We start from the raw sequence: 5,997 nt of genomic DNA, 5'->3' as shown, positions 1-5,997 counted from the left end.
CCCACCAACCTGCCCCACACCCCCCACGAGCCACCGCGCTGGATGCGCGCACCGGTGGAACTGCTGGTATTCACCTGCCTGCTGGTGGGGATTTTTCCGGCGCAGATAGTCGGTTCGATCCTCGCCGCCGCCGCGTTGCCGGTGGTGGGCGGCGTGCTACCCGAGTACAGCCTGGCGATCTGGCACGGCTGGAACGCACCGATGATCATGAGCCTGGTGGCGATGTCCGGCGGTGTGGTGCTGTACCTGATGCTACGCAAACAGCTCAAGCGCGGTCGTTTCAAGTACCCGCCGGTGATCAGTTATTTCAACGGCAAGCGCGGCTTCGAACGCAGCCTGGTGGTGATGATGCGCGGCGTGCGCAAGATCGAAAAACGCATCAGCACCAAGCGCCTGCAACCGCAGTTGTTCCTATTGGTACTGGTGGCGCTGATCGGCGGCATGATCCCCATGCTCAACAGTGGCCTTAGCTGGGGCGACCGTCCGAAAATCCCCGGTTCGGTGGTGTTCGTAACCCTATGGGTGTTGGCGATCGCCTGCGCCCTGGGCGCCGCCTGGCAAGCCAAATACCACCGGCTCGCCGCCCTGACCATGGTCAGCGTGTGTGGGCTGATGACCTGCATTACATTTGTGTGGTTCTCGGCGCCGGACCTGGCCTTGACCCAACTGGTGGTGGAAGTGGTGACCACCGTGCTGATCCTGCTCGGCCTGCGCTGGCTGCCACGGCGGATCGAAGAGGTTTCGCCGCTGCCTAATACCTTGCGCAGGGCCAGGGTGCGCCGGGTCCGCGACTTCCTGCTGTCCACCGTGGTGGGTGGTGGCATGGCTTTGCTGTCCTACGCGATGCTGACCCGCCAGACCCCCAACGATATCTCCTCGTTCTACCTCAGCCGCGCCCTGCCCGAAGGTGGCGGCAGCAATGTGGTGAACGTGATGCTGGTCGACTTCCGAGGCTTCGATACCCTGGGCGAAATCACCGTGCTCGGCGCCGTGGCGCTGACGGTCTACGCCCTGCTGCGGCGTTTCCGCCCATCCAAGGAAAGTATGGAGCTGCCGCCACAACAGCGGCAGTTGGCGCCGGACGTGGCCACTGACCTGGTCAACCCACGCCAGGCCAGCGACACCGCCCTGGGCTTTATGATGGTGCCGGCGGTGCTGGTGCGCTTGCTGCTGCCGATTGCGCTGGTGGTGTCGTTTTATCTGTTTATGCGCGGCCACAACCAACCGGGCGGCGGGTTTGTCGCGGGCTTGGTGATGTCGGTGGCGTTTATCCTGCAATACATGGTGGCCGGCACGCAGTGGGTCGAGGCGCAGATGAGTCTGCGGCCGATGCGCTGGATGGGCTTCGGTTTGTTTTCCGCGACCCTCACCGGGCTCGGTGCGCTGTGCTTCGGCTATCCGTTCCTCACCACCCACACCCTGCATCTGAGCGTGCCGGTGCTGGGAGATATCCATATCGCCAGCGCGTTGTTCTTCGATGTGGGCGTGTACGCCATGGTGGTCGGTTCGACCCTGTTGATGCTCACCGCCCTCGGCCACCAATCGGTGCGTGCGCATAAACCGAGCAACCAGCCTAAAGCAGTCGCTGCAACCGAAGGAGCCGCCTGATGGAAGAAGTCATCGCAATTGCCATTGGGGTCCTGGCGGCCTCCGGCGTCTGGTTGATCCTGCGGCCACGGACGTTCCAGGTGGTGATGGGCCTGTGCCTGCTGTCCTACGGGGTCAACCTGTTCATTTTCAGCATGGGCAGCCTGTTTATCGGCAAGGAGCCGATCATCAAGGACGGCGTGCCGCAGGATCTGTTGCACTATACCGATCCCCTGCCCCAGGCCCTGGTGCTGACCGCCATCGTGATCAGCTTCGCCATGACCGCGCTGTTTCTGGTGGTGTTGCTGGCATCGCGGGGCCTGACCGGCACCGACCATGTGGACGGCCGGGAGCCCAGGGAATGAATTGGGTCAACCAACTGATCGTCGCCCCGATCCTGCTGCCGTTGCTCACCGCCGCGCTGATGCTGATGCTCAGCGAGAAACGCCGGCCACTCAAGGCGCGTATCAACCTGTTTTCCAGCGTGCTTGGCCTCGCCACGGCGATCCTGCTGCTGTACTGGACGCAGCAAGGCGGCCCCGGCTCCATCGGTGTGTACCTGCCGGGCAACTGGCAAGTGCCGTTCGGTATTGTGCTAGTGGTGGATCAACTGTCGGCGCTGATGCTGGTGCTCACCGGGATCATCGGCGTCAGTGCGCTGCTGTTCGCCATGGCGCGCTGGGACCGCGCCGGCACCAGTTTCCACGCGCTGTTCCAGATCCAGATGATGGGCCTGTACGGCGCATTCCTCACCGCAGACCTGTTCAACCTGTTCGTATTCTTCGAGGTGCTGCTGGCCGCGTCCTACGGGTTGATGTTGCATGGCTCCGGCCGCGCGCGGGTATCGTCGGGGCTGCATTACATCGCGATCAACCTGTTGGCGTCGTCGCTGTTCCTGATCGGCGCGGCGATGATCTACGGGGTTACCGGCACGCTGAACTTCGCCGACCTGGCGCTGAAAATCCCGCTGGTGCCCGAGGCCGATCGCGGCCTGCTGCACGCCGGTGCGGCGATCCTCGCCACCGCCTTCCTGGCCAAGGCCGGCATGTGGCCGCTGAACTTCTGGCTGGCGCCGGCCTACTCTTCAGCCAGTGCGCCGGTGGCGGCGATGTTCGCGATCATGACCAAGGTCGGCGTGTACACCGTGCTGCGCCTGTGGACCCTGCTGTTTTCCGGCCAGGCCGGCGCGTCGGCGTTGTTCGGCGGCGACTGGCTGGTGTACGGCGGCATGGCCACGATCATCTGTGCGGCGCTGGCGATGGTAGCGGCGCAGCGCCTGGAGCGCATGGCGAGCCTGAGTATCCTGGTCTCGGCCGGGATCCTGCTATCGGCGGTAGGCTTCGCCCAGCCGAACCTGACCGCCGGCGCGTTGTTCTATCTGATCAGCTCCACCCTGGCCTTGAGTGCCCTGTTCCTGCTGGCCGAACTGATCGAGCGTTCGCGCTCGGCCAACGACCTGCCGCTGGATGAAGAAATCGACGCCTTGCCCAAAGCCATGGAGTCCCTGCACCCTCGACCCGGCGTGAACCTGGACGATGAGCAGAAAGCCGTGATCGGCCAGGTGATCCCCTGGACCATGGCCTTCCTCGGCTTGAGCTTCGTGGCCTGCGCCCTGCTGATTATCGGCATGCCGCCGCTGTCCGGGTTTATCGGCAAGCTCAGCCTGTTGAGCGCACTGGTCAACCCGTTGGGCCTCGGTGCCAGCGCCGACGCGCCGATCCGGCCCGCCGCGTGGGGCCTGGTGGTGCTGTTGATCCTGTCCGGCCTGGCCTCGCTGATCGCGTTTGCGCGTATGGGCATCCAGCGCTTCTGGACCCCGGAAGAACGCCCGTCGCCACTGCTGCGTCGCTATGAATGCCTGCCGATCTTCTTCTTACTGGGGCTGAGCATCGCGCTGACCTTCAAGGCAGAACCGCTGATGCGCTACACCCAGGCCACCGCCCAGAGCCTGAACAACCCCGAACAGTACGTGATGGCCGTCATGGCCACGCGCCCGGTGCCCAGCCCTGAAGCCAAGGCCACTGCCGCACAGGTGCAACCATGAAGCGCCTATTCCCTGCCCCGTGGCTGTCCCTGGCGTTGTGGCTGCTGTGGCTGGTGCTGAACCTGTCCGTCAGCCCTGGCAATCTGCTGCTCGGCGCGTTGCTGGGCTTTCTGGCCCCGCTGATGATGGCGCCGTTGCGGCCGCTGCCGATCCGCATCCGCCGTCCGGGCGTGATTCTGCGCCTGTTGCTGCTGGTGGGGCGCGACGTGATCGTGTCCAACCTGCAAGTGGCCTGGGGCGTGCTGACCTGCGGCTCGCGCCCGCCGCGCTCGTGCTTTATCAAGATCCCCTTGGACCTGCGTGACCCCAACGGCCTGGCGGCGCTGTCGATGATCACCACCGTGGTACCCGGCACCATTTGGTCGGAACTGGCGCTGGACCGCAGCATCCTGCTGCTGCACGTATTCGATCTGGACGATGAAGCGCAGTTTATCGAGCACTTCAAATCCACCTACGAGCGGCCCCTGATGGAGATCTTCGAATGAGCCCCCTGCTCGCCAACGCGATCCTGTTCAGCCTGTTCCTGTTTTCCCTGGCCATGGTGCTGACCCTGATACGCCTGTTCAAAGGCCCATCGGCCCAAGACCGGGTTCTGGCCCTGGACTATCTGTACATCCTGGCAATGCTGATGATGCTGGTGCTGGGCATTCGTTATGCCAGTGACACCTACTTCGAAGCGGCGCTGCTGATCGCGCTGTTCGGCTTCGTGGGCTCGTTTGCCCTGGCCAAATTCCTGCTGCGTGGAGAGGTGATTGAATGATGCCGATATGGATGGAAATCGTGGTGGGCGTGCTGCTGGTACTCAGCAGCCTGTTTGCACTGATTGGCGCACTAGGGCTGCTGCGCATGAAGGACTTCTTCCAGCGCATGCACCCACCGGCCCTGGCCTCGACATTGGGCGCGTGGTGCGTGGCGTTGGCGTCGATCATCTACTTTTCGGTGCTCAAATCCGGGCCGGTGCTGCATGGCTGGTTGATCCCGATTCTGCTGTCGATCACCGTGCCAGTCACCACGTTGCTGCTGGCGCGCACTGCGTTGTTCCGCAAGCGCATGGCCGGGGATGATGTGCCGGCTGAGGTCAGCAGCCGGCGCTGAGCGCTGAAAGCCTGCAAGGTCAACAAATGTATGAGGGGCTTGCCCCCTATGACGGTGGACCAGCTACAGATGAGCTGGCTGAGCCGCAATCGGGGGCAAGCCCCCTCCCACATTTGGACTGTACTAGACGACAGACCGGATTCGCTCTGCCAGCTCAGCCAATACCGCCAGTTTCGTCTGGGGTTTAATCGTGGCAACCATCTAAAGCTAGGATGAAATGAGCGTGAAACCCTACGGGCATTTTGGGGATACCCTAAGACCTGGGTATGTCGCCGTGCTGAGACAGGAGTTCACCATGGATAAAAACATCATTGTCATCGGCGGCGAGTCCAGCGAAGACATGCAGCGCATGACCCGCATCGACGAATATATCGTCGCTTCGCCCGGCAAAGCCCATCCCACGGTTCTCTATATCTCCACCGCCAACGGCGACGACCGTGTAAAGATTACCGACTTCACGGCCAAATATGAGAGCGCTGGTTGCAGCGTACGCACGCTGACATTCTTTATTCCACCCTTTCCCAGCCCTGATCATATTTCATCGTTGTTTAAGCAAGCCGATATCATCTACGTGGCAGGCGGGAATACCCGTGCCATGGTGGCTATCTGGCGTGAGTTTGGCGCGGTGGGCCTTCTGAAAGAGGCATGGGAAAACGGTAAGGTCCTGTGTGGTGTCAGTGCAGGGGCGATTTGCTGGTTTGAGTATGGGCACTCTGACTCAGGGGGAGCGTTCGCCCTGATTACCGGCCTGGGTTTTCTGCCAGGAGCGCTGTGTCCGCATTTCAGTTCAGAGGCGGGAAGAGAAGCTTCGTTTGTTGAGCTTGTCCGGCTCAAAGACGTACAGCCCGCCTACGCCGTCGATGATGGCGTCGCCCTGCATTTCAAGGACGGCAGATACCACGAGACGATTCATAACGACGCGACAAAGAGTGCTTATGTCGTCACTACGACACCTGCGTATCTAACACAGCTTTTGCAGGTTTCCAGCGGCTAGGTCCATCCCTTTTCCAGACGCAGCCCTCTGAAGGAACAGACAATGAGCCCAACCCCTCCCACACTTGATCGTTGTTGACAGGTAGAAAGCAGCCCGGCTGTAGATCTCAAGGATACCGCCAATCCCCTGTGGGAGATGTCGAGCTTTAGCGAGGCTTCGAAGGCGGCGGTACTGTTGGCAGGTATGTTGGCTGAGCCACCGCTATCGGGAGCAAGCCCCCTCCCACACTTGATCGTTGTTGACAGGTAGAAAGCAGCCCGGCTGTAGATCTCAAGGA

Annotated in this window: 7 protein-coding genes; all 7 read left to right on the top strand. The window is 62.0% G+C overall.

Going from position 1 to position 5,997, the window contains the following annotated elements:
- Positions 1 to 1,608: hydrogen gas-evolving membrane-bound hydrogenase subunit E (mbhE, locus tag YA0848_RS35645; protein WP_198731587.1), on the top strand; the 1,608-nt coding region annotated here is incomplete at its 5' end.
- A complete protein-coding gene (locus YA0848_RS35640; RefSeq protein ID WP_007973781.1) occupies positions 1,608 to 1,952 on the top strand; it encodes a Na+/H+ antiporter subunit C in 345 nt (114 codons plus the stop codon). The genes mbhE and YA0848_RS35640, both read left to right, overlap by 1 nt.
- On the top strand, positions 1,949 to 3,631 hold the full coding sequence (locus YA0848_RS35635) for a monovalent cation/H+ antiporter subunit D (RefSeq protein ID WP_169903555.1): 1,683 nt from the start codon (positions 1,949 to 1,951) through the stop codon (positions 3,629 to 3,631). Before YA0848_RS35640 ends, YA0848_RS35635 begins: the two co-directional genes overlap by 4 nt.
- Positions 3,628 to 4,116, top strand: a complete 489-nt coding sequence (locus tag YA0848_RS35630) for a Na+/H+ antiporter subunit E (RefSeq protein ID WP_034098762.1) — start codon at positions 3,628 to 3,630, stop codon at positions 4,114 to 4,116. The genes YA0848_RS35635 and YA0848_RS35630 overlap by 4 nt, the downstream gene beginning before the upstream one ends.
- Positions 4,113 to 4,391 (top strand): K+/H+ antiporter subunit F, encoded by a 279-nt coding sequence (locus tag YA0848_RS35625; protein WP_034098763.1) that lies wholly within the window; start codon positions 4,113 to 4,115, stop codon positions 4,389 to 4,391. Before YA0848_RS35630 ends, YA0848_RS35625 begins: the two co-directional genes overlap by 4 nt.
- On the top strand, positions 4,388 to 4,726 hold the full coding sequence (locus YA0848_RS35620; RefSeq protein WP_169903556.1) for a Na+/H+ antiporter subunit G: 339 nt from the start codon (positions 4,388 to 4,390) through the stop codon (positions 4,724 to 4,726). The genes YA0848_RS35625 and YA0848_RS35620 overlap by 4 nt, the downstream gene beginning before the upstream one ends.
- 295 nt (positions 4,727 to 5,021) lie before the next feature.
- Positions 5,022 to 5,720, top strand: coding sequence for a peptidase E (locus tag YA0848_RS35615; RefSeq protein WP_184315861.1), 699 nt, complete (start codon positions 5,022 to 5,024; stop codon positions 5,718 to 5,720).
- Positions 5,721 to 5,997 lie beyond the last annotated feature (277 nt).

Source organism: Pseudomonas sp. S4_EA_1b (assembly GCF_016307435.1).
GTDB lineage: Bacteria > Pseudomonadota > Gammaproteobacteria > Pseudomonadales > Pseudomonadaceae > Aquipseudomonas > Aquipseudomonas rhodesiae.
Note: the sequence above shows the minus strand (reverse complement) of the source record. Positions and strands in the feature narration are given on the sequence as shown.

Bases quoted from the DNA above. Each gene is read 5' to 3' on its own strand.
- YA0848_RS35615 (WP_184315861.1), top strand. From the start codon at position 5,022: ATGGATAAAAACATCATTGTCATCGGCGGCGAGTCCAGCGAAGACATG.
- YA0848_RS35620 (WP_169903556.1), top strand. From the start codon at position 4,388: ATGATGCCGATATGGATGGAAATCGTGGTGGGCGTGCTGCTGGTACTC.
- YA0848_RS35630 (WP_034098762.1), top strand. From the start codon at position 3,628: ATGAAGCGCCTATTCCCTGCCCCGTGGCTGTCCCTGGCGTTGTGGCTG.
- YA0848_RS35625 (WP_034098763.1), top strand. From the start codon at position 4,113: ATGAGCCCCCTGCTCGCCAACGCGATCCTGTTCAGCCTGTTCCTGTTT.
- YA0848_RS35635 (WP_169903555.1), top strand. From the start codon at position 1,949: ATGAATTGGGTCAACCAACTGATCGTCGCCCCGATCCTGCTGCCGTTG.
- YA0848_RS35640 (WP_007973781.1), top strand. From the start codon at position 1,608: ATGGAAGAAGTCATCGCAATTGCCATTGGGGTCCTGGCGGCCTCCGGC.